This window comes from Vibrio sp. J2-4 (assembly GCF_021728155.1).
In the GTDB taxonomy this organism is placed as follows: Bacteria; Pseudomonadota; Gammaproteobacteria; order Enterobacterales; family Vibrionaceae; genus Vibrio; species Vibrio diabolicus.
In genome coordinates this window covers 135,153-157,792 of sequence record NZ_JAKKCN010000003.1, presented here as the reverse complement: position 1 = coordinate 157,792, position 22,640 = coordinate 135,153, and the positions used below count along the sequence as shown (strand labels likewise).

21 protein-coding genes are annotated in these 22,640 nt (G+C 44.5%); 15 read left to right on the top strand and 6 right to left on the bottom strand.

Features of this window, described 5'->3' with window-relative positions:
* Positions 1 to 151: 151 nt before the first annotated feature.
* Positions 152 to 1,408, bottom strand: coding sequence for an aromatic amino acid transport family protein (locus L3V32_RS10940; protein WP_237284277.1), 1,257 nt, complete (start codon positions 1,406 to 1,408; stop codon positions 152 to 154).
* Positions 1,409 to 1,789: 381 nt separating this feature from the next.
* On the opposite strand from L3V32_RS10940, the gene L3V32_RS10935 reads away from it, so the two are divergent.
* From L3V32_RS10935 to nirD, 11 genes are all read left to right on the top strand, one after another.
* Complete coding sequence (locus L3V32_RS10935; RefSeq protein WP_164665690.1) at positions 1,790 to 2,224, top strand: GNAT family N-acetyltransferase; 435 nt, start codon at positions 1,790 to 1,792, stop codon at positions 2,222 to 2,224.
* 292 nt (positions 2,225 to 2,516) lie between these two features.
* Positions 2,517 to 5,162, top strand: coding sequence for a nitrate reductase (locus L3V32_RS10930; RefSeq protein ID WP_237284276.1), 2,646 nt, complete (start codon positions 2,517 to 2,519; stop codon positions 5,160 to 5,162).
* A gap of 20 nt (positions 5,163 to 5,182) precedes the next feature.
* Positions 5,183 to 6,088, top strand: coding sequence for a uroporphyrinogen-III C-methyltransferase (gene cobA / locus L3V32_RS10925; protein WP_237284275.1), 906 nt, complete (start codon positions 5,183 to 5,185; stop codon positions 6,086 to 6,088).
* A complete protein-coding gene (locus L3V32_RS10920) occupies positions 6,085 to 7,038 on the top strand; it encodes a glycosyl transferase family protein (protein ID WP_237284274.1) in 954 nt (317 codons plus the stop codon). Before cobA ends, L3V32_RS10920 begins: the two co-directional genes overlap by 4 nt.
* 170 nt (positions 7,039 to 7,208) lie before the next feature.
* Positions 7,209 to 8,126, top strand: coding sequence for a dienelactone hydrolase family protein (locus tag L3V32_RS10915; protein WP_167427567.1), 918 nt, complete (start codon positions 7,209 to 7,211; stop codon positions 8,124 to 8,126).
* Positions 8,127 to 8,199: 73 nt separating this feature from the next.
* Entirely contained in the window at positions 8,200 to 8,781 is a 582-nt protein-coding gene (locus L3V32_RS10910) for an ANTAR domain-containing response regulator (protein WP_237284273.1), read from the top strand.
* 265 nt (positions 8,782 to 9,046) lie between these two features.
* Positions 9,047 to 10,411, top strand: a complete 1,365-nt coding sequence (locus tag L3V32_RS10905; protein ID WP_124007997.1) for a CmpA/NrtA family ABC transporter substrate-binding protein — start codon at positions 9,047 to 9,049, stop codon at positions 10,409 to 10,411.
* An 80-nt stretch (positions 10,412 to 10,491) separates the two neighbouring features.
* The gene (locus L3V32_RS10900; protein ID WP_012842517.1) at positions 10,492 to 11,457 is read left to right on the top strand and encodes an ABC transporter permease; all 966 of its coding nucleotides are present in this window, start codon (positions 10,492 to 10,494) and stop codon (positions 11,455 to 11,457) included.
* An 11-nt stretch (positions 11,458 to 11,468) separates the two neighbouring features.
* Positions 11,469 to 12,305, top strand: coding sequence for an ABC transporter ATP-binding protein (locus tag L3V32_RS10895; RefSeq protein ID WP_130545593.1), 837 nt, complete (start codon positions 11,469 to 11,471; stop codon positions 12,303 to 12,305).
* A 10-nt stretch (positions 12,306 to 12,315) separates the two neighbouring features.
* Positions 12,316 to 14,835 carry a nitrite reductase large subunit NirB gene (gene nirB, locus L3V32_RS10890; RefSeq protein WP_237284272.1) on the top strand — a complete coding sequence of 840 codons (2,520 nt, stop codon included), beginning with the start codon at positions 12,316 to 12,318 and terminating at the stop codon, positions 14,833 to 14,835.
* Complete coding sequence (gene nirD, locus L3V32_RS10885) at positions 14,836 to 15,171, top strand: nitrite reductase small subunit NirD (protein WP_054868036.1); 336 nt, start codon at positions 14,836 to 14,838, stop codon at positions 15,169 to 15,171.
* A gap of 98 nt (positions 15,172 to 15,269) precedes the next feature.
* Here nirD and L3V32_RS10880 read toward each other — a convergent pair whose 3' ends face one another.
* Both L3V32_RS10880 and L3V32_RS10875 read right to left on the bottom strand, forming a co-directional pair.
* Positions 15,270 to 15,674 (bottom strand): PPC domain-containing DNA-binding protein, encoded by a 405-nt coding sequence (locus L3V32_RS10880; protein WP_054868037.1) that lies wholly within the window; start codon positions 15,672 to 15,674, stop codon positions 15,270 to 15,272.
* 1 nt (position 15,675) lies between these two features.
* The gene (locus L3V32_RS10875) at positions 15,676 to 16,251 is read right to left on the bottom strand and encodes a TetR/AcrR family transcriptional regulator (RefSeq protein ID WP_005395660.1); all 576 of its coding nucleotides are present in this window, start codon (positions 16,249 to 16,251) and stop codon (positions 15,676 to 15,678) included.
* A 144-nt stretch (positions 16,252 to 16,395) separates the two neighbouring features.
* Between L3V32_RS10875 and L3V32_RS10870 the strand changes: the two genes are divergently transcribed.
* The 4 genes from L3V32_RS10870 to L3V32_RS10855 all read left to right on the top strand — a co-directional run bounded on the left by L3V32_RS10870 (position 16,396) and on the right by L3V32_RS10855 (position 19,228).
* Positions 16,396 to 17,010 (top strand): glutathione S-transferase, encoded by a 615-nt coding sequence (locus L3V32_RS10870; protein WP_047009249.1) that lies wholly within the window; start codon positions 16,396 to 16,398, stop codon positions 17,008 to 17,010.
* Between the two features lie 213 nt (positions 17,011 to 17,223).
* Positions 17,224 to 17,484 carry a hypothetical protein gene (locus tag L3V32_RS10865; protein ID WP_005395662.1) on the top strand — a complete coding sequence of 87 codons (261 nt, stop codon included), beginning with the start codon at positions 17,224 to 17,226 and terminating at the stop codon, positions 17,482 to 17,484.
* 29 nt (positions 17,485 to 17,513) lie between these two features.
* On the top strand, positions 17,514 to 18,707 hold the full coding sequence (locus tag L3V32_RS10860; RefSeq protein ID WP_167427563.1) for a PP2C family protein-serine/threonine phosphatase: 1,194 nt from the start codon (positions 17,514 to 17,516) through the stop codon (positions 18,705 to 18,707).
* A 23-nt stretch (positions 18,708 to 18,730) separates the two neighbouring features.
* Positions 18,731 to 19,228, top strand: coding sequence for an ATP-binding protein (locus tag L3V32_RS10855; RefSeq protein ID WP_053808346.1), 498 nt, complete (start codon positions 18,731 to 18,733; stop codon positions 19,226 to 19,228).
* A gap of 32 nt (positions 19,229 to 19,260) precedes the next feature.
* On the opposite strand, the gene L3V32_RS10850 is transcribed toward L3V32_RS10855, so the two are convergent.
* The 3 genes from L3V32_RS10850 to L3V32_RS10840 form a co-directional block, all read right to left on the bottom strand.
* Positions 19,261 to 19,452, bottom strand: a complete 192-nt coding sequence (locus tag L3V32_RS10850) for a hypothetical protein (protein ID WP_054868056.1) — start codon at positions 19,450 to 19,452, stop codon at positions 19,261 to 19,263.
* A 34-nt stretch (positions 19,453 to 19,486) separates the two neighbouring features.
* Positions 19,487 to 19,822 carry an Hpt domain-containing protein gene (locus L3V32_RS10845; RefSeq protein ID WP_005395669.1) on the bottom strand — a complete coding sequence of 112 codons (336 nt, stop codon included), beginning with the start codon at positions 19,820 to 19,822 and terminating at the stop codon, positions 19,487 to 19,489.
* 429 nt (positions 19,823 to 20,251) lie between these two features.
* Positions 20,252 to 22,402, bottom strand: coding sequence for a serine/threonine-protein kinase (locus L3V32_RS10840; RefSeq protein ID WP_237284271.1), 2,151 nt, complete (start codon positions 22,400 to 22,402; stop codon positions 20,252 to 20,254).
* Between the last annotated feature and the right edge of the window lie 238 nt (positions 22,403 to 22,640).

The window sequence follows — 22,640 nt, the reverse complement described above, 5'->3', positions numbered from 1 at the left end:
ATCGCTTCAGTACTTATGATTGCGGGCGTTTTTGCTCTTATCTAAGAGTCAATGGTAACGATGGTTACCCGCTTAAAAGTAAGAAAATTCAGGGAATCACCTTAATCTCGTATAAGGTATTCCCCTGAAAATCCAACCTAATAACTACTTTTTAGCTGAAGAAGCTAAAAACCAATGCACTTACCGCTACAATGCCCGCAGTTAAAACAAAGTAAGTTGAGCCATTCCCACGATATTGTTTCAATGCATCGATTTTGTATACCGCTAACATTGGCATAATAAATAAGATCATCGCGATAACAGGCCCTGACAACGCTTCCATCATACCAAGAATGCTTGGGTTCATGATCGCTGCTGCCCAGATTGAAAAGAAAAGTACTGCAACGCTGATACGATCAACCCGCTTTTCAGACAGTTTAGAGTGTTTGGTAATTAAACCATTTAAGCTTTCGCGTGCACCTAAAAAGTGCCCAAGAAAAGAGGAAGTGATAGCAACAAAAGCCACCAAAGGACCAAGCGTTGCGATAAATGGGTTGTCTGTTGCATTGGCTAAATAAGACAGCACCGACACGTTTTGTTCTTTAGCTTGAGCCAATTGCTCTGGTGACAGCGCTAATACACACGAAAAGACAAAAATAAGCACAAACGCAATTAACATGATGCTAGTGCGTCGAAGAATTACTTCGGATTTCGCATCCGCTTGATCGCCATAATGGCGACGTTGCACATTTGCAAAGCTTGAAATCGCAGCTGCGTGACTAAACGAGAAAATAACCACAGGAACCGCTAACCACATAGTGCTAGCAAAAGCAGACGCTTCAGGGGCGTCCATGATTGGCATGGTCCAGTTTGGTATCAAGTAAAATGAAAGAAAGGCAAGAATAGCCACTAATGGGTAAACCATAATGGCAAAAGCCCGTAGCATGACTTTTTCGCCCGCCATCATAATGGCAATTAATGCAAACACTAGTACACCTGAAAGCAGAGAGCGAGGCAAAGAAGCCATATCAGCTTGGTTAACCATAAAACTGTCTACGGTATTGGTAATACCGACACCGTAAATTAACAGGATCGGGAAGATCGAAAGAAAATACAGCAGTGAAATAGAGCGACCCGCTTTTGCGCCAAAGTGCTCTTCCACTACATCAGTAAAGTCTGCATTTTTGATCTTGGAAGACAGTACAAAGCGAGCTAAACCACGGTGGGCAAGATAAGTCATTGGGAAAGCAAGCACAGCCATTGCGACTAACGGCCAAAACCCGCCAATACCAAGGTTGATCGGCAGAAATAGAATGCCTGCACCAACGGCTGTTCCAAACAGACTAAGGACCCAATGTGTGTCGTGTTTTGACCAAGATGTTGTTGTGTTTAATTCACTGGAATTTAACGCATTTCGAGATTCTTTCACTTAAAACTCGCTTTTATAAAAATAATAATGCGGAGAATGGTATAGGTTTTGGTGTTTGTTATCACATCGGAAGTGTGGTGAATCATGCTGAATATAAGGGGTGATTGTAACTTATCAAACTATGAATTTTTTTTAAAACTAGAGTTTTAATCTAAAAATTAAGTAATAAATTGGTGTTATATTTCAAATTTTTACTGATGGATGGTTTTTGATTTCGTGGTTAAAACTTAATCATGGATGTATATGCTAAAGAAGCGTGCTCTTACTTAATGTGCCATGGTGCATATTGGAGAGTTAGCAAGTGTCAGGTCTATGAGTCCTGCATTTAGATGAGTTTTAGGTATATACTGCCGCCACAAATGTTAAAGGAGGAATTATTGAATGGACATTCTGTCTGCACATAAAGACGACTTATTGGCTGTGTATACGCTTGAAAATACTTTATTTGGAGAACATGCCTATCCTCAATTTTTCTTTCGACAAGCTTTTGATTGTTGGGGGGAAAGCTTACTAGTGGCGAAAGAGGGGGAGCAAGTCGCAGGGTATATTTTGCTGACGACAAGCACAAATGCGCAGCAATATTGGGTCATGTCACTGGCTGTCGATACTCAACATCGTGGTAAGGGTATTGCGCGTTCTCTGATTGAAAGTGCCATCGCGCCGCTGAAGTTGGGCTCAAGTGTGAAGTTGACGGTCGATCCGAATAATCAGCCTGCATTGTCTTTGTACCTCTCCCTTGGCTTCAAAGTATTAAAAGAAGAAGCGCACTATTTCGGTGACGAAGAGTCTAGATTGGTCATGGAATTAGTAAAGTAACCCTGCACGATAATGAACGAAACTTGCACTCAATCAGTGCGCGGTATTACTTTGCAATAGTTGTTTACATTCTAACGTTTTGTAAATTAATGATTTTCAATCTTGGCACCTCGTTTGCTTTGAGATAAATGTTCATCGTTAACTCGATGCGCCGCTCTCTATAGCAGGCGAGAGCGGGATAGGGTATTACTTTTGAAAATGTACTAACAGCGTTAAAGGCATTGCTGCCTCTCTCGATTCGGGAGAGGCTTTTTTTTGCCTGTAATTTAGGATTAGTCGCGCAGGAGGCGTTATGTCACAAGGGTGTAGAAAGACAACTTGTCCGTATTGCGGAGTAGGCTGCGGAATTGAAATCAGCAATAACAAGATTATTGGAGATGCGCTTCATCCGGCCAATTCCGGTTCACTGTGTGTAAAGGGTGTCGCATTAGCAGAAAGCTTACAAATGCCTTCAAGATTGCTCTACCCCAAGCTAAGGGAAAAAGAAGTGTCATGGCAGTCGGTCACAGACTTAATTGCACAAGAGATCCATCAAGCGAAAGCGGAGTTTGGACCAGATTCTGTCGCGATGTATGTTTCAGGGCAGTTGCTTACTGAAGATTACTACGTCGCGAACAAACTCATGAAAGGTTACGTGGGTAGCGCGAACATCGATACCAATTCCCGTTTATGCATGTCTTCGGCGGTTGCTGCTCACGTACGCGCATTTGGCGAAGATGTGGTTCCTGTCAATTACGACGATATTGATAATACCGAGCTGTTGATCATCTGCGGTGCGAATACCGCTTGGACGCACCCTGTTCTATTTCGACGTATTCAACAAGCGAGAGAAAACAATCCTAACCTCAAGCTGGTGGTCATTGACCCGCGTGAAACGGTCACAGCGCAGCAAGCGGATTTGCATCTACCGATTAAAAACGATGGGGATGTGTCACTTTTTAATGGGCTGCTCAAGTTTCTTATCGAGCAGCAATGTATTGATTCTGAATACATAAATTCCCATACCGACGGGTTTGATGCGCTTGCAGAAGAAGTTTCTGATTTGCGTTACGATGTCACTAATTTAACGTCTTCCATTGGTATTTCAGAAGAAAAACTCACGACATTCTTCCAATGGTTCGCACAAAGCCCAACCGCAATCACGCTGTTTTGCCAAGGGGTTAACCAAGCCGAAAATGGTGTCGATAAAGGCAATGCAATCATTAATGCACACTTGGCGACAGGTAAAATTGCTAAGTCAGGTTGTGGGCCGTTTTCTATTACAGGTCAGCCGAATGCGATGGGTGGGCGAGAAGTCGGTGGTTTGGCAAACCAACTAGCGGTTCATCGCGCTTTTGACGCAGACTCTATAAAGCAAGTCCAAGCGTTTTGGGATTCACCCGAAATTGCCACTAAGCCTGGATTAAAAGCCGTCGAGCTGTTTGAGGCGGTAGAACGTGGTGAGATTAAAGTTCTGTGGATCATGGCAACCAATCCCGTGGTTTCTTTGCCTGATAATCAGATGGTTAAGCGCGCGTTAGAGGCTTGTCCTTTTGTGATTGTGTCTGATATTACCGCGGAGTCGGACGTTGCTAAATATGCAGATGTTTTATTGCCAGCGGCTGGTTGGGGTGAAAAGCAAGGCATGGTGACTAACTCTGAACGTAGAATGTCTCGTCAACGTCAGTTTCAAATACCACCTGGTGAAGTAAAACCAGATTGGTGGGCGATAAGCCAAGTCGGACAAGCTCTGTGTACATTGGAAAAAACACAAAATGGCTTTGCGTTTACTTCTGAGCGGGCGGTATTCAGGGAATATGCGGCGATGACAGGCATGAATGCTGATTCGCCATTGAAGCTCAACCTATCTGAATACGCGAACTTAACTGAGCAAGAATACGAAGAGTGGGTGCCGACACAATGGGGAGGAGAGCGCCCTTTTGCTGATGGAATCTATTCGCACCCAGATGGTAAAGCGCGTTTTGTCGTGACCAGTGAATTGCCTCAACGCTTAGAGAGAACAAAAGGCTGGTGGCTCAATACGGGCAGACAACGCGACCAATGGCATACCATGACGCGTACAGGGCATATCGCACACCTTGCCGCCTCTGAGTTAGAGCCAACCGTGTACATGAACACACTCTCCGCCACTCAAAATCGCTTAAAAGCAGGACAACTCACCAAGCTGTTCCAGCCTACTTCAAACACCAGTATTTATGCCAAAGTGGCCATTGATGAAGGTTTGGGTTTTCAGGAGCTGTTTATGTCAATGCACTGGGCGGGCCGATATGGGGGTGAAAGCAGTGTTAACGCGATAATAAACAGCGCAAAAGACCCTATTTCTGGGCAACCTGCGTTTAAGTCGTCTTATGTTGAAGTGCAAGACGCAGCGGTAAAAACCTACGGTATGTTCATCGGGACACAGTTTGATTCCGGCAAGTTTCTCTACAGCGCATTTCAGGCAGAAAGTAATTTGGGCATCTGGCGCTTCGCACACGATAAACGACCAAAGAAGCAGAGTTTTTGTCGAACCGAAAAGAGTCGCAGGATCACGATTGATATTGCCCAAGGTTGGCTAGCAGTGGATTACGATCTTGTTGGAGACGTTCGTATCATTCGTTCTGTTTTGGTGGTGTCTAGTGAACCGATTCAAACCGATTACACCAACTTTACGCACTTGATTGGCAAGCCGATGGAGCTATCGCAACTGCTTACCATCATTCAATCGCAAAGCAGCGCCAAACTGGTTTGTAGTTGTTTCCGTGTCACCGATAAACAAATACATGACGCGATGGAGAAACAAGACTGCACTTCACTGACCCAACTTCAAAACAAACTCAAATGCGGTACCAACTGTGGCTCATGCGTCTCTCAAATCAAACAAATGGTCGACAGCCATCAGCATCAAAAGGGCAAACAGCAAGCGAGCCAGCAAAGTCTGGCGATGCAAATAAAGTAAATCATAAAGAGGATAAGCACATGGAAGCGCCTTATCAAAAGTCTTGGTTTAAGAAAGGACAAGCGAGTCAGAATCAAGAACGCTCGTCTCGCTTTTCTAAACATGACCAAGCAAGCAAACTGAACCAACTTTTAGAAAATCACTCCGAAGATCTAGATGCGAACCACAAAGGTTTTGTCTCTATTGTCGGAGCAGGACCGCACGACCCAGACTTGTTAACCGTGAAGGCAGTGAAAGCGATTATGTCGGCAGAGGTGCTGTTGTACGACCGTCTGGTAAACAAAGATATTTTGGAGTTGGCCTCGCCACAAGCCGATTGGATTTACGTGGGCAAACGATGCGGACAACCTAGTATTGGTCAGGAAGAAATCTGTGATTTGTTGGTGTCGCTCGCTCAGCAAGGAAAGCGAGTTGTGCGCTTAAAAGGGGGAGATCCTTTTGTATTTGGTCGTGGAGGCGAAGAAGCATTAGCGCTCGTCAAACACTCTATCGCTTACGAAGTCATACCGGGTATTACTGCTGCGATTGGGTGTTCCGCAAACAGCTTGATTCCGCTGACTCATCGCGGCGTTGCTCGCAGCGTTACCTTTGTTACAGGGCAAGTGGTAACAGGCGCATTTGAAGCGTGGAGCCAATTGATGCAAAGCGGACAAACGTTAGTCTTCTATATGGGATTAGAAAAATCGGCAGACATACAAATCGGTTTAGTCGGCGCTGGTTTGAACCAAGATTTCCCTGTTGCGGTCATCACTCATGGTTGCAGCCCTCAGCAACAAGTTCATGTTACCCAACTCAATCAGCTCAATGAGTTATCGATTACACTTAAAGGCGTGAGCCCAGCATTGATTGTGATAGGAGAAGTTGTCAAACTGCGCGAACAACTAATAGAAACCGTACAGTCAGTGACGGAATACGAGGGAATATGAGCAGCATTTTGGAGTGTATCAGAACAGTCGGTCGTGGCGAACGTGGTAGAAAACCACTGAACTTTGACCAAGCGTTTCGAGTTATGGATGAATACCTAAACGGAGAGTGCGATGATGATCAAATGGCTATTCTGCTGATGCTGATCCGCGTACAAAACGAGACTCAACAAGAAATCGCTGGCTTTGTGAAAGCATTCCAATCCCGCATGCCTGCTATTGGTGCAGATATCGACTGGCCATGTTACGCAGGCAAACGTGAAGCGGCAGGTCAGCCTTGGCACCTGTTAGCAGCGAAGATCCTTGCTGACAATGGTCATAAAGTGCTGATGCATGGCTATCACGACTGCCAATCTGGTCGTTTACACGCCGAAGACTACCTCGGCAAATTTGCTATTGCGAAAGCGGAATCAGCAGAAGACGCAAAGCGTGTGTTAGAAACACAAAACATCGTGTATCTACCGCTCAGTGCATTTGCTCCTCAAGCAGAAACCATGATCGGTTGGAAGAATCGTTATGGGCTGAGAACGCCGATTAATACCGTGGTTCGTGCATTGAATCCGGGGCAGGCGACGGTTGGTATTCGTGGTAGCTTCCATCCTGGATTCCAACAACTTCATGCTGAAGTTGAATATGAAATCGGTCAAACCGCTCACGCCGTTGTGTCATTCAAAGGACAATCGGGTGAGTCAGAATACAACCCGAAAGTAAGCCAAACGGTATGGCTAAGCCAAACAAGCGGCGTGACATCGCACTACTGGACGGAGCAAATGCTGTCTGAGGTGCCAATGCCTACGAACTGTCCGTTTGGGACGTCAGAAGATGACATGAACCAAATGGCGAATACGGTTTTGGCAACGATGACAGTTGTGCTCTTTGCTCAAGTGCACGATAGGGAACAGGCCTTTGAACGTGCGTTTGCTTATTGGGAAAACTATTGTTGTGGCAGTTAATCCTGTGACGAGCTAACCGCGAAACGTTGTTGGATCGGAATCCTTTATCTATTGTTTGTGTAAGCTTGTCAGTGATGTATTTATCACTTGAAGTGTCTCACAACTGGTTGGGGCAAACATCAGTGAGGCCTGATGAGTTTACTTTTCGATAAGAAATGAGGACAAGGATAATGGTTCTAAAGCACTCAAATTCTAACAACAAGGCGTCACATCCCATTCCACAAGAAGCTTTCGATTGGTATGACGAATACGCACATGGCAAAATCTCTCGTCGAGAGTTTCTCAACCGTCTTGGTGGCCTCGCTGTTTTAGGTTTTAGTATGACGGCCCTGGTTGATGCTCTGACTCCAAATTATGCACTCGCAGAGCAAGTTTCCTTTAATGATCCTGAGATCAAAGCAACCTATGAAACCTTTGCCTCGCCCAATGGACATGGGGAAGGTAGCGGCTATTTGGTTGTGCCACAGAAGAAGACCTTAAAATCGCCGACAGTGTTGGTGATTCATGAAAATCGAGGTCTAAACCCATACATCAAAGATGTCGCCAGGCGACTAGCGAAAGATGGCTTTATTGCTTTTGCTCCTGACGCGCTTTATCCACTCGGTGGCTATCCGGGGAACGACGATGAAGGTCGCGCCATGCAGAAAGAGATGGACAGAGCCAAGATCGAACAAGATTTTATTGCTGCTGCTAATTTCATTAAACACTACGAGGGTGGGAACGGTAAATTGGGCGCAGTTGGGTTCTGCTTCGGTGGATACATCGTCAATATGCTTGCAGCGGTAATGCCAGAAGAGCTGGATGCAGGTGTGCCTTTCTACGGAACACCAGCGGCGCAAGAGATTCAAAAGCAGGTCAAAGGGCCGTTGATGATTCACTTCGCAGGGCTCGATAAGCGCGTCAACGACACATGGCCTGCCTATGAGCAGCAATTAATCGCGAACGATGCGCAATATCAGGCGTTAATGTATGAAAACGTCAATCATGGCTTCCACAACGACTCAACGGCACGCTACGCACCAGAAGAAGCGGCGCTCGCGTGGGAACGCACACTAGGCTTCTTCAAAGAACATCTTACCTCTAGTTAAAATACTTCAACTTTAATTGGCACAGTCCTTGTTATGTCTCTCTTAGTGAGTGAGATATAAACAAGGAATGTGCATGACTCGATCAACGTCAAAAACACCCATCATAGTGTGCTGTGATAGCCTTCAAGAGCAGGCTCGACTGTCCGGCTTGTTGAGCAAAGATTACGACAACATCATCGGCTGCCAATTGGCACAACTAGAAACGTTAATGCAACGAGAACCGTCGGCAAGCGTTGTGGTTGGATGGCAGCAGCCAACGGCAGAACTGCGTTTGATTGTCGATTTCTGCCGCAGAAAATCGGCACCACTTCTTATCGTCTTAAAGCAGTTATCATCGAATGACATCAATCGGTTATCAGAAAAAATGGACTATGTTCTCATGCCGAACGATAGCGAGTTTGCACTTCAACCTTGGATTGAACATGCGACATTAGTGAGAGCGAAATTCGAAAGTATGCAATCGGAAATTGAGTTGCTGACCCATAAGATCGAAGAGCGCAAGCTGGTGGAAAAAGCCAAAGGTCTGCTGATGAAGATGCACAGCGTTGATGAAGAGCAGGCTTATAAAGCGTTAAGAAACTCCGCCATGCAATCGAGTCAAACGCTCTCACAAGTGGCGAAGAATCTGATTACGGCATTGCAGTTAATGGATTAACTTCTCTACTACTTTGGAGTTATGGCAGAAATTCTACCGTGGTGCGTGTTGCACTAACAGCAAGCAAAAACAGTTGTTTGGTAATCGGGGTAAACTCTAATGTGCTGTATTTAAAGTAGAAAATAAGTTGGCACAGTACTTGGATTAGTTAAAACGGGTTTATTGTTGAATCGCTTATCTCAATTATCAACGGCGGTAATTGTAGACTTAGCAACGGCGCTACTGCTCTTCGGAGTAGTGGCGCTTTTTTTATGGGAGCAAACCAATGAAATGGAGTTCGATGCTGAAAGTGTCAGCAATTTCGTTATCGGTATTCACCGCGGTCAGCGTAAAGGCAGAGTTGGGTGAGCCAGAAATTGAAGACCTGAAGTTTGGTTTTATTAAGTTAACCGATATGGCACCGCTGGCGGTTGCTTATGAGAAAGGCTTTTTTGAAGACGAAGGCTTGTATGTAACTTTAGAGGCGCAAGCAAACTGGAAGGTGCTTTTAGACCGAGTTATCGATGGTGAGCTTGCTGGTGCGCACATGCTTGCTGGTCAGCCATTGGGCGCAACGATTGGTGTCGGCACAAAAGCGGAAGTGATTACCGCGTTCAGTATGGATTTGAACGGCAACGCAATCACGGTTTCCAAGGATACTTGGGAGCAGATGAAGCAATACATTCCAAAACAACCAGATGGCAAACCTGTTCACCCAATCAAAGCGGATGCCTTAAAACCAGTTGTGGACAGCTATCTGGATAAAGGTAAACCGTTCAACATGGGTATGGTGTTTCCTGTATCGACGCACAACTATGAGTTGCGTTACTGGTTAGCGGCAGGCGGGATTCATCCAGGTTTTTACGCACCAGAATCCGGTGACAACAGTGGTCAGTTGGATGCTGACGTTCTTTTGAGTGTTACACCGCCACCACAAATGCCAGCAACAATGGAAGCGGGCACGATCAAAGGGTACTGCGTAGGCGAACCATGGAACCAACAAGCCGTATTTAAAGGCATTGGTACGCCAGTCGTGACCGACTACGAGATCTGGAAGAACAACCCTGAGAAAGTGTTTGGTGTTTCTAAAGCTTGGGCTGAGAAGTATCCAAACACGCACATTCGCGTAGTGAAAGCCTTGATTCGAGCTGCACATTGGTTGGATGAAAACGACAATGCCAACCGCCAAGAAGCAGTGAAGATGCTATCAAAAAGCGAATACGTTGGAGCGGATGCCGAAGTTATCGCCAACTCAATGACGGGCACATTTGAATACGAGAAAGGCGACAAACGAGACGTGCCAGACTTCAACGTGTTCTTCCGTCATAACGCCACGTATCCGTATTACAGCGATGCGATTTGGTATCTGACCCAAATGCGCCGCTGGGGGCAAATCTCAAGCGAGAAATCCGATGATTGGTACATGGATGTGGCAAAAGAGGTTTACCGTCCAGATATCTACCAACAAGCAGCTCAAGCGCTAATTGAAGATGGTGTGTTGAGCAAAAAAGACTTCCCAGATTTCAGCGCTGAAGATGGTTTTCGCGCGCCACAAACACACTTTATCGACAACATCGTTTATGACGGTCGCGAGCCAAATAAATATCTAGAGAAGTTCTCTATCGGGCTTAAAGGAAAAGACAAAGTTTAGGATGAGCAGTCCTACAAAAAATACAGCGGGCAGGTGAGTCTGCCCGCAATAACAAGGATGTAAATTTCTTAGGAGTGAGTATGTCTAGTAATGTCATTTCCCTGTTTCCTGCTAAGCAGGTAGTGAACCGAAGTCGGTTGGTGCTTTTGCCCGTCATTGGCTTGCTGATCTTTTTGGCAATGTGGCACTTAGCAGCGAGAGAAGTGCAAACTTCATTAGGTACGCTACCGGGACCAGTGCAAACTTTTCAGCAGTTCAGCAACCTTGTCGATGACCATTGGCAAGAGCGAGAAAAAGAACAAGCGTTTATCGAACGCCAGGAAAAACGAAATGCTGCGAAGTTAGCCAAGAATCCAGACGCGGAAGTGAAGATTCGTCCTTACACAGGTAAGCCGACGTTCTTCGACCAAATCGTGACGAGCTTAGTGACTGTGACAGCGGGCTTTCTGCTGGCGACGGTTATCGCGATTCCGCTTGGTATCGTGCTTGGTCTTAATCAAGGGCTGTATCAAGCGTTCAACCCAATCATTCAATTGCTCAAGCCTGTATCACCTTTGGCTTGGCTACCCATCGTTACCATGGTTGTAAGTGCCACTTATGTGAGTGATGACCCGATGTTTGCTAAGTCGTTCATTAACTCTCTGATCACAGTGGCGCTGTGTAGCTTGTGGCCGACGCTGATTAACACCGCTGTGGGTGTGACGAGCGTTGATAAAGACTTAATCAACGTGAGTAAAGTGCTTCAACTTTCGTGGTGGCAACACATTCGCACCATCGTTTTGCCTTCTGCCATTCCAATGATCTTCACAGGTTTACGTCTCTCTTTAGGTATAGCTTGGATGGTGTTGATTGCGGCAGAAATGCTCGCGCAAAACCCTGGGTTAGGCAAGTTTGTTTGGGATGAGTTCCAAAACGGCAGTTCGGCATCATTGGGTCGCATCATGGTGGCGGTCATCACTATCGGCTTTATTGGTTTGATGCTCGATAGAGGCATGCTGCAACTTCAAAAGTGGCTGTCTTGGAATAAACAACAAGCGTTGAGATAAGGGAAAAGATCATGGAAAAAGCATTATTAGATCTAACGCGTTTAGGGATGCGATTCCCAACGCCAGATGGCGAATTCATCGCGCTTAAGAACGTCGATTTACAAATCAATAAAGGCGAGTTTGTATCGCTGATTGGCCACTCTGGTTGCGGAAAATCAACGGTATTGAACTTAGTCGCAGGACTGCACATGCCAACAGACGGCGGCGTGATCGTCGATGGACGAGAAGTAGCTGGACCGGGACCTGACCGTGCGGTTGTGTTCCAAAACCATTCACTATTGCCTTGGCTCACCGTGTATCAAAATGTTGAGCTCGCAGTAAAACAAATTGCCGACAAAAAGGGCAAAGCGTGGATTCAGGAACAAGTGAATCACTATTTAGAGTTGATTCAAATGCAGCATGCCGCGCACAAAAAGCCGGATGAAATCTCTGGTGGTATGAAGCAGCGAGTCGGCATCGCGAGAGCACTGGCACTTCAACCAAAGGTTTTATTGATGGATGAACCATTTGGCGCGTTGGATGCGCTAACACGCGCGCATTTACAGGATGCACTGATGAAGATTCAAGCCGAGCTAAACAACACCGTCATCATGATTACCCACGACGTGGATGAAGCGGTGCTGCTATCCGACAAAATCGTGATGATGACTAACGGGCCGGCGGCAACCATTGGTGAAGTGTTAGAAGTGAATCTACCTCGCCCTCGCGAGCGTGTAGCACTGGCGGATGATGCGCAGTATCAAAAGTGTCGACAAGCGGTGCTGAAGTTCCTTTACGAGAAGCAATCCAAAGTCGAGATTCCTGCTTCGAAAGAAGACAAACCCAAAACCGCAGCGCAAACGGCATAAGGAGGCAGCGATGAACAGTCCTTTAACGATTCCAGTAAAGAACGCATTGAGCCACATCGTTGTGGTAGGCAACGGTATGGTCGGGCAACACCTCGTCGAGCAATTAGTGCAGAAAAACGCGCATTTAGAGCACCGAATTACCGTTATTGGTGCAGAGCGTTTTATCGCGTATGACCGTGTACAACTCTCTTCTTTATTTGCGGGTAAGTCCCATGATGATTTGATGCTGAGTAACCAAGAATGGTACGACATGCATGGCATCCAACTAGTACTTGGCAGCCAAGTAACAGGCATCGACAGAGAGCAAAAGCGTATTCTGCTTGATGGTGAAGATGTGCTGGGTTACGACCAACTTGTGCTCGCGACCGGTTCCTACCCATTTGTGCCGCCAATTGAAGGTAAAGACCGCGACAACGTGTTTGTCTACCGTACGCTTGATGACCTTTCACAAATCAAAAAAGCATGTGAAGGCGCAAAAACAGGCGCAGTAATTGGCGGTGGCTTATTGGGTTTAGAGGCGGCAAATGCACTCAAACTATTGGGGCTAGAAACTCACGTTATTGAATTTGCGCCTCGTCTGATGCCCGTACAGTTAGATGATGGTGCTGGCTTAGTGCTGAAAGAGAAGATTGAAGCGCTAGGGCTAACAGTACACACCTCAACGGGTACGGAACGAATCTGCGATGGTGAAACGGCTAAGCATCGTATGGTGTTTAAAGACAAAGATCCTCTCGAAGTTGATGTGATAGTCTTCTCCGCAGGCATTCGCCCTCAAGATGAGTTGGCAAGGCTGGCTGAGCTAGAAGTAGGTGAGCGAGGTGGCATTGTGATTAACAACCAATGCCAAACCAGCGATGAGAATATTTACGCGATTGGCGAATGTGCCCTTTGGGAGCAGAAGATCTTTGGTTTAGTTGCACCCGGTTACACCATGGCGAGAACCACCGCCGATGTCTTGACTGGGATGCCGAGTGAAGGTTTTAAAGGTGCAGACATGAGCACCAAACTCAAGCTGCTTGGGGTAGATGTGGCGTCTATCGGCGATGCACAAATGCAAACCGAAGGCGCACAGGAAATGGTGTTGCAAGATGCGGTCACAGGCATCTACAAAAAGCTAGTGGTTGATGCGAGTGGTACCCAATTGCTTGGTGCGATTCTCGTTGGTGACAACAGCGACTACGATGCGCTCTTACAGTGTTATTTGAACAAAACTGTCTTGCCAGACCACGCGGCGAATCTGCTGTTTGATACCGGAATGCTGGATGGAGAGATGCCAGACAGCGCCATCATCTGTTCTTGTCACAACGTCACAAAAGGCGATTTAGTTGCCGAGATTCAAGCTGGCACTACCAACCTGACGGACCTTAAAGCCAACACCAAAGCCGGTACTGGCTGTGGTGGCTGTAGCAATATGGTGAAGTCGGTATTGGATACTCAATTGGCAGCCATGGGGGTAGAGGTTAACAACCACCTTTGTGAGCACTTTGAGCTCAGTCGACAAGAGATGTTCCATATTTGCCAAGTGGAACAAATCAAAGACTTCGACACCTTAATCGCACTGCATGGCAAAGGGCATGGGTGTGATATCTGTAAGCCGACAGCAGCATCTGTGTTTGCTTCTTTGTGGAATGAACACATCATGGAGCCACAGCATCAATCTCTGCAAGATTCTAACGATGCCTTTATGGCTAACCTGCAAAAAGATGGCTCTTACTCGATTGTGCCTCGTGTTCCGGGCGGTGAAATCACACCAGACAAACTCATCGTGCTAGGCGAAGTTGCTCAGCAATACGATCTGTACACCAAGATCACTGGCGGTCAGCGCGTGGATTTATTTGGTGCGCAATTAGAACAGCTTCCTGAAATCTGGCAAACCTTAATTGATGCTGGTTTTGAAACAGGGCACGCCTACGGCAAATCGGTGCGCACCGTGAAATCGTGCGTGGGTTCTACTTGGTGTCGCTATGGTGTTGATGACTCGGTCGGATTAGCTATTGAGTTAGAGAACCGCTACAAAGGATTACGAGCGCCCCATAAGCTTAAGTTTGCCGTATCGGGCTGTACTCGCGAGTGTGCAGAAGCGCAAAGTAAAGACATTGGGGTGATCGCCACTGAAAACGGCTGGAATCTATATGTTTGTGGTAATGGCGGCATGAGACCAAGACACGCTGATTTGTTTGCATCCGACTTATCCAAATCAGAGTTGATCACCATGATCGACCGAGTTTTGATGTTCTACGTAAGCACCGCAGATCGCTTGCAGCGTACGTCAGTGTGGATGGAGAGCATGGAAGGGGGCTTAGATTACCTTAAACAAGTGATTTTGGATGACTCTCTCAACCTATGTGATTCATTGGATGAGCAAATGGCACGAGTCGTAGATACCTATCAATGTGAGTGGAAGAGTACGTTGGATAATCCTCAAAAATTGCAACGCTTCCGTCCTTTCTTGAACAGCACGTCGGGCAGCAAAGTCTTACCGTACCAACGTGTGCGTGGTCAGCGTATACCCGTGAAACAGGAGGTGTAAATGAGAGCTTTAACCAAAGTGAAATTGTGTCAGCTGGATGACCTAATGCCGTTTATCGGTGCAACTGTATTGATTGAAGGCGAACACGTTGCGTTATTCTACATTCCTGATAGCGGTGTTTACGCCGTTCAAGATTGGGACCCAATAGGCAAGGCTTACGTGATGAGTCGAGGGATTGTCGGCGATATTGATGGTGAGATGTGTGTTGCGTCACCACTGTACAAACAGCATTTCAGCCTAAAGAGCGGGCAGTGTTTGGAAGACGAAGCGCACTGTCTAAAAACGTGGCAAGTAACGGTCGACGATAATCAGGTTTGTTACTTAGTCGAAGAATGATCCTCGAAATTAGCTTGCTCGATATGAATAAATTATTGGCGTAAGAGACAAGCGAATAAGGCTCCAGAGACAGCACAGTGTGGCTCTGGAGCTTTTGACTATTTGCAAGAATTCACTTGTAGCTCGGTATAGCCAGTCGAGTCGTCCATCGCTCTGGTAAACTCAAGTTCTGGATAAGAATGGATGATCAATTCTGCGGTGGTGTCTATAACCGTGCCTTCCATTAAATGCCCGCCCCAGACTCGTCCATCACGATCAGACACCGAGATATGAACGTGCTGATGTTCAGGCGTCAGTGTTCCCATCACAGAGACGATTTCAAATGGCTCTTGTTTGGTTAACGTACACTCTGCACCTGCCAAACGAAGATTGAGGTCAGAGACACAGCCAACGCATGAGGCAATCGAGCCTGCTTTGATACCGTGCTTCTCGACCAATTTCGCTAGGCTCAGCTTTAAGTCCATGCCTTTGGTAAGACGAACTGCTATCACTTCAATCGACATATTACTTCCTAATTAAAACCAGCAAGCAGGAAAGCGCCGTATCCAAGTCTGCATAACGTTTGGCTTTGCCAAGTACGCGCATACCTTGCATGTTGTTGAGAACAAAACGAGCGAGCTCTTCTGGCTTAAGCGTTTTGGGCACTAAGGTTTCTTTCTGCGCATTAGTCAGCGCATCCGCAATGATGTCGATAAGATGGTCAAATAAGAAATGCCCTTTGCGCAGTACGTCATCGTCTTCGCCAGCGTGCTCAATCAACGCATTTTGAATAAAACACCCACAGTTGCGTTTGCGTTGCAGCTCAGCAAAAGATTTAAGGAACGATTCCAACTCGGGTAAAGACGCGTCGTCTTTTTCCAAATCATTCAGTGACGGTAGCGAGACCTTTTTCAAGTAAGTATCGAGCGCTTCGTAGTAGAGCTGTTGCTTGTCACCGTAGGTGTTGTAAAGACTGAAGCGGTTGATGTTCAACTCGTCGGTGAGATCAGAAATGGATGTATTAGCGAAACCTTTGCGCCAAAAAACGTCCATAGCGACTAATAGTTTTTCTTCTCGATCGAAGTTGGCTTTTCTTGCCATATGCGTACCTACCTGAGCGGTTTTTCTCAAACCACTCCTAAACTTATTGATCAACTTTTGGGAAATGAAGTTCTTGACTGATCGTTTATAAACTGGCTACAGTATATCCTAACCAATCGGTTAGAAAAAGAAAAAGGATATAAAATGAAGCTCTACGAAACCGCGATAACTCCAAGTTGTAAGCGAGTTAGCATTTTTTTAAAGGAAATTGGTGGCGATGTTGAACGCATCGCTTTAAATGTGCGTGACGGCGAAAATCTAGCGGAAGATTTCAAGCAAAAAAGCGTCAATGGAAAAGTGCCATTGCTTGAGCTTGAAGATGGCACGACGATTTGTGAGAGCGTCGCAATTTGTCGTTATCTGGATGAAGCGTTTGAAAATAATTTAGCTCTGTTTGGGGCAAACCAACTTGAGCGCGCGCAAGTGGAAATGTGGCATCGCGTGGTGGAGTTTCAAGGTCTGTATGCTGCGTTTCAAGCATTTAGAAACATCACAGCTATCTATGAAGATAGAGAGCGTTGTGTTAAAGAGTGGGGCGAAGAGTCCAAGCAACGCGTGCAAGAGTTTTTACCGTTGTTAGATAAGCGACTTGGTGAAAGCGAGTTCATTGCCGCTGACCATTTTACTATCGTCGATATTACAGGCTTTATTTTGATTGGTTTTGCAATTAAAGGCCTAGAAATCGATGTGTTTACTACTGCACCAAACATTGCGCGTTGGTATGAGCAAGTTTCAGCTCGGCCTGCATTTCTAAGTTGATGTACCAGCAGCGAGTAGATCATTGCTCGCTGCTATTGCCTTTCGAATTCACAAGGATATTCAAATTCTTCAGCTTTTTTCTTATTTTGTCTCCTATCGCCTATAATTGGAAAAACAACCTCAATGGGCTTCAATGCGTTTTAGAGCCTAGCGCTCTTAGTCTGTAGACGTTCTTTTCATAGTGGGAAGTCTATTAATAGACAAGGAAAGGTCATGCGTATTCAAGTTAAAACTATCAATAATGTTCTTATTGCTCTTTTAATGGTTTCGGTCTTTGGTCTCGTCGCGCTGTACCTCAATAACACACAGCAGAATGAACAGATTGAAAAACTGCAAAGTCAGTTAATAGAGAAAGAGCATCAGATATTAATCTCCAATGAGGCGCTGTCTTACACTCGATATCAACACCAGTTATTAGCTGAAGATTATAGTCGTTTTAGAAATGAGCAATCAGTGACTAGTGTTCTACGTTAGCGTGCCCGACTACCGTCTTAAGGAGGCGAATGAAATCCATTCTTTTGGTCGATGACAGTAAAACAGTACTACTTTATATCAGCAGTGCATTAGAAAAGCAGGGATATGAAGTTATTGCTGTTGAAGACGGACAATCCGCACTTGAAGTGCTGACTTATCGCAAAGATATTCAGTTTGTACTTAGTGACTTAATGATGCCTGGCATTAATGGTATTGAGCTGTGTCGGCAATTAAAATCACAAGTTAGCGAACGTTACATTTTCTTTGTTTTATTGTCCTCTAGAAATGACCAAAGCTCGATCGTGAAAGGCATCGATGCTGGCGCAGATGACTTTGTGGATAAGAAGACGTCTGTAGAGGAACTTCAGGCCAGAATCCGCGCGGGGTTTCGTACTTTAGAACTGCATAACAAACTCGTTGAGAGAAATAAAGAGTTAGATGCAGCCTATCGAATGATCCATCAAGATTTACAGTCTGCTAGTCACCTGATGGAGCAACTACTCCCAGCGGAGTCGTCGATCCAGAACATGCAATTTAGTTACGCCTACAAACCGTGCTCCCAGATTGGTGGTGACATGTTGGGGTATTTTGAGCTTGATGAACAACATGTCGCATTTTATGTTTTCGATGTTTCAGGTCATGGTGTTTCGTCTGCTTTGATGGCTTTTTCTATCCAACAGACGTTATCTCAAAATCTGGGACCTGATTCGATAACCATGGAGCTAAGAGATGGCGACTACTGTATCAGTGAACCAGCAGCCGTTATTGATCGGCTAAACCGACGGTATCAGCAAACTAGAAACAGTCAGCTTTATTTCACTATGGTTTATGCCATTCTTAATACAGAATCAGGACAACTTCGCTATTGTACTGCTGGTCATCCTAAATTCCTTGTTTGGCGAGCGAGCACCGAAACTACAGAGCTGGCGGGTGAAGACAACTTTATGATTGGCGCTTTGCAGCCGATGGAGTACGTTGATAATCAAATTATTCTGAGTGAGGGGGATGTAGTATGGCTTTATTCGGATGGTTTGGTAGAAGCGAGGAGAGGCGAGGCGATGTATTCAGTACAAAGGTTGGCATCAAGTATAAAAGCTGTTTGTACTTCGCAATTAGAAGCAGAAGTGCAGGCTAGATGTGTCTTTGAACAAGTACAATCTTGGCAGAACAAAGATGAGTTTGATGATGATGCGAGTCTTTTACAAGTAAGGTGGCGTGGCTGATAGCCTAGGGATAAAGGAAAAGAATGTTCCAGAGCGAGTTTAAACGAACTTACGGCGGATCCCTTACTCGCTCTCGAAGTGCGAGCAAAGAGGTTGCTAAGTTTTTAATGGATAATCAAGTATCGTTAAGTACGGCTCAGTCGTTGGAGCTTTGTGTTGTTGAGCTTATGAACAATGCTTACATCCATTCTTACAGTGAAATTGAAGGCAAGCCGATAGACGTGGAGTGTAGGATTAGATGTGACCAAATGTCAGATTTCATTGAACTTAGGGTTTCTGACTACGGAGCGTCAATCAATGAAATGACATTCAACCAACATAAAAATAAACAGATTGAGGCTCCTAACTTAATGGATGATGATAGTTGGTCTGCTTCAGGTCGTGGACTGATGTTAGTCGCTCAATTATCTGACCAGTTCAAGTTAGAAAAAGAGATTGGAAAAAACACGTTTGTTTTAGTGAAGAAGAACGGAGAAAAACTAACAACCAAGCAAGATCTATTCACCCCACCTGGTCCCTAGCGTTAATCTGACGGTTACGTTGTATATTATTGTTATTTTGTATTTGTGGTTGGTGAAGGCGACAATAATGCTTCCAACTCTTCTGGTGTCAGGATATCACTGATGTTTAGCATATTGCTCTCATCATCTAACGCCATCTTTGTACGACTAAGCAAGTACCTCTTTTGAGTTGGCGTTAAGTCTTTGAGAGACTCAATCAGCTCCTTGAAATTGCTATTGTTCATTGCCATATTTCCCCCAGTTAAGCCTTAATTTGTTTTATTGCATATTCTTCAAGTAAGCAAAGATTTGTTGATTAATGGCAGCTAGCTCTTTAGTAACTATAGCTATATCTGAGCTATCTGGCTCGTTATCGTTTCTTGTTTCTGCTTCTATTTTTGTGAAAACAATGACAGCGGTTTCTTCACCAAAGCTCTCTAGAATGCCCTTTAGACTGTGAGCCAATAAGTAGAGTTCCGGCCAACATTTGTTTGCGTACAACTCATTGATACGCTGTATGTCATTGGCGTGGTCTTCTAAGTATGTGGAAAAAACGGTGACGATAAGATCTACGTCGTTCTCCATGTATTTATTGAGAACATCAAAATTAATCATGTTTACCTCTGACTAACCGCGAGGTAGAAAAATGTATCGGATAGGAATGTTGAAGTGGGGGGAGTTGAGCGCTGAACAGTGTGCTTATCACTTGAGCTAGACTCATAAAAACAAAGTTATTGTTCGGTACACTTTGCCTTATATACAAGTGTCTATGATCTAATCTTTTGTGCAAAGCATTTTGCACTCGTGTCGTGGCAACACAAGTTACGTGATAGTGGGTTCCAAATAAAATGCTGGGTTGGGAACAGTCTTGTCTACCTAGTTTAAAGCAATCATCAAACAAGTAAGCCAAGCGCTCGCCAACTTTGACTATTCCTTCAGTCAAGGTCAACTCTCCTAATCGAGTACAAATACAAGCTAGCAACCTAGTTGCATAATGGCAAGTAGCTTGACGCAAAAAAGGGGCCTTGCGCCCCTTTTGTACAATTAGCTTTGCTTGGAGTCCTGTTCTACCTGCCTCATTAACTCGTTCGCTTTCTTCATTGCGCGCCTTGCGCTTGTGGTCCTTCTCTTATTGAGCAGTATGTCGGAGAAGCGCAGGTATTTATCTGCAGTTTTGAATCTCAAATCGTTAATATCTCGAAAACCGATAGGAAAGTTCTTCGAAAACTGATCAACATCTTTCACTAAGTTATCGAGGTGAGTTGTTGTTCTTGCCTTTTCTAGGCGGTAATAGAAGTTTTCAAATTCCTCTTGGAACAAAATTCGAGCAGCCTCGTCCGGAAATGGTAGAGGATCGTTAGAGTCTAGCGCGGTCTCATACAGTTTCATCTCGAGGACTGCATCTTTCATCGCGTTGCTTATTTTTAAGTTGTTTTGATGCTCTTCAACGTTTGAGAAGAAAGTATTCCCAACCTTAATTAGCGCAACAAGTGCTGCAGCATCTTTATTTTTGAGTGCTTCAGTTAGGTGTTTACCAAAAACATCGCTAGATAATGAGCTTGGTGTAAATGGGTAATCCTGATGAATTTGATTTAACTCATCTTTCAGTTCATAGATGGACTTACTGTCTTCTTCTTTACTGTATCGAGACTTTTCCAGTTGGCTATTGATTTGTCTGGCTATCGAAAGCAATGTGGAGTGCTTGCTTGATTGAATATCTAACGCCAGAACTTCAATTTTATGTGAGTCAGGGTAGTAGGCTTTTGCTTTGTTTAGTACAGACTCGATTTCATCATAATTTGGATAGTTGTTAGCATCAGAATTCAGAACCTGATCAATCTCAGATTCAAACTCACTTAGAAGGTAGCTCTTGTGCTGTCGTAGTAAGCCAGCTTTAATCACCGGGTGTAAGTTTTTCTCACTATTAATCAGTGACAAGCTTTTTTCTGGCGGTGTATCAAGCAACCATTCCTGCCCATTAATCTGATCATTTTGCTTGTTAATCGCTATTTCTAAATCAGAGATGGTTTCTTGTTGTTGTTGATAGCCAAATACGATTCCGGTAACCAATAGTACGCTTGCAGCTACACCGCTAACGATAGGCCAATATCGCATGTTCAACTTTTGTTTTAACTGATCTGGGGTAAGGTCTTTGGGGATGATGCCAGTTGAAAACACGCGTGCAAAGATAGGCCACTTAGATGCTGGCATATTAGCAGGTTTCGAGACCTTCATTTTCTTTTTGAGAGCTTCATTAACAGGAGTTCTTGAATAAGGATGCTTGCAACTCAATAACTCGTAAGCAATACAAAATAGCGCAAACATATCGTCGCTTAAGTTTGGTTCTTTACCCGACAACAAGTTGAGCGATGCGTAGTTTGGAGTATAGCCAAGAGTCTCCACATTTTCGGATTTACGTTTAGCTGCGTATTGATCTTGCTTTAATTGATGAGTTTTAGATACACCAAAGTCGAGTAATTTAACATTACCTTCAGACGTTAAAATGACGTTAGCGGGCTTTAAATCGGCATGCACGACACCAAGTGAATGGGCGTAAGACAGCGCGTCAAGTACCTGATTTAGAATCGATAAAGTTGCGTTAAACTTCAGCCCATGTGGCCTAGATCGTTGTATTAAATTCTCTAATGTTTCCCCGTTAATATATTCCATCACTAAGAAATATATTTCGCCATCGACACCAAAATCAAAAACCCTAATAATATTAGGGTGGCTTAATCTTTGTGTTTGCTGAGCTTCACGTATCAACATGCGTGCAGTCTCTGGTTGAGATGCAAACTCTTTTTGTAAAATCTTTAATGCTACGTAAGGGGCTTCTGAACCTGAAGATTCTAATATCTTATCTTTTGCCAAATAAACATCACAAAGTCCGCCATGGCCAAGAACCGACTCGATTTCATATCGATTTTTGACAGTTTTGCCTATTAAATTTTCTTTAATAACATCTTTGTCATTATTTGATGTGTTATTTTTATTGTTTACTTTCTTATTAACTAACGGAGTGTTTTCTTTTTGAGACAGTTTTGTATTTGTTTCATTTTTATTTTGAACGGAGCCTTCATTGCTAGCAACTTTATTTGATTGAATTGCATTGTCTCGTTTTTGAGTCTTTACAATTTTAGTTTTGTCTCCGCTATCATTATTATTTATAGAATTGTTTTTATTGCTGTCTTCCATCACAAGAACTCCGTATAAATGATGGGGGAATATATACCTTTCTGCTCAATGAAAAGTCATTATGTTAGAATTTCGCGGCCAAACTAACATTCGTTTTTTTATTGATGAAAGTCTAAGTGTCAAAAATTTGAACTTGGTTGGATAATTAAAATTGTTGAACAATACGTGATTGCTTTGATAAAAAAATGATTCATTATTCCGTGCATGATTTTCAATGGCAGATTTAAGATTTTTATTA